We start from the raw sequence: 1,312 nt of genomic DNA on the forward strand, positions 1-1,312 counted from the left end.
ATCAAAGCCGGTGACGGGCTCGCTGAAGCGGAAGGTGACTGTTGTGGTTTCCCCTGCGGTGAGCAGGCTGTCGGCCAGCGTGATGGTGGCCGTGGGGGCGGTGGTGTCGCGCGTATCCACGGTGTAGTTGGCGCTGGTGATGGTGCGTGTTCCGGCGTTGCCCGCGAGGCCCGACACACCCGACAGGTTCACGCGGATGGTATTCGTCGTGTCGTTGGCGTTGGCCGTGGGCGTGAAGGTGGCCGTCCAGACCGTGCGGTTGGCGTTGGACGTGAGCGGGCCCAAGGTGCCGTTGGCATTCGAGAGGTCGACGTCGCTGGCATCAAAGCCGCTGACGGGTTCGCTGAAAGTGAAGGTGACGGGGGTGGTCTCGCCCGCGGTGAGCGCGCTGTCGGCCAGCGTGATGGTGGCCGTGGGGCCGGTGGTGTCGCGCGTGTCCACGGTGTAGTTGGCGCTGGTGGTGGTGCGCGTTCCGATGTTGCCCGCGAGGTCCGATACGCCGCGCAGGTTCACGCTGATGGTATTCGTCGTGTCGTTGACGTTGGCCGTGGGCGTGAAGGTGGCCGTCCAGGTTCTGCCGTCTGCCGCGGCCGTGAGCGGGCCCAGCGTGCCGTTGGCATTCGAGAGGTTGACGTCGCTGGCATCAAAGCCGGTGACGGGCTCGTTGAAGCGGAAGGTGACGGTGGTGGTTTCCCCCGCGGTGAGCGCGCTGTCGGCCAGCGTGATGGTGGCCGAGGGGCGCCGGGCGTCGATGTCGTAGGTGACCGTGGAGACGGCCTCGCCCACGCCCGCCTTGCCGGCGAGGTTGGTCACGCCGGCGAGGTTGACACGGATCTGATTGCCCGTCGAACTGCGCACTGTGCCGGGGTTGGTGATGGCGGGATTGGCGGGATCCGGATTCCCCGGGGCTGTCAGCGTGACCTCCCAGGTGCTGCCGCCGTCGGTGCTGCGCAGGTTGGACAGTCGCACGCCACCGCCCACGGTCAGGTCGGCGGTGGTGAAACTGCTGGCATCGATGGCTTCGGAGAAGCGGATGGTGGCGGTGGCCGTTTTGCCAATGCCCAGTTTGTTGCTGCTGATCGTGATCGCGGCAGTGAGGTTTGTGGTGTTTGTCATCGAATTCCTTTTTCAGCAGCAACGAGAACGTAACAAAAGTGGCGCACATTTAAACACAATCGAGTGCTCTATTACGAAATTTTTCTTGGATGCCTTGGCGTGCCCTGCGCGCTAGCGTTCGACGCCCATGCAGAACATGGCGCAGACGGTGGTCTCGTCCACCCCCTTGGGCGTGGCCAATCGCCGTGCCCTGCGC

1 protein-coding gene is annotated in these 1,312 nt (G+C 65.0%); it reads right to left on the minus strand.

Translation table 11 applies throughout. The annotated features are described in order from the left end of the window. On the minus strand, positions 1-1,116 hold a 1,116-nt coding region (locus tag VTU_RS28200; RefSeq protein ID WP_010106889.1), incomplete at its 3' end, for an Ig-like domain-containing protein. Positions 1,117-1,312 lie beyond the last annotated feature (196 nt).

Source organism: Verminephrobacter aporrectodeae subsp. tuberculatae At4 (assembly GCF_000193225.1).
Lineage (GTDB): Bacteria > Pseudomonadota > Gammaproteobacteria > Burkholderiales > Burkholderiaceae_C > Acidovorax > Acidovorax aporrectodeae.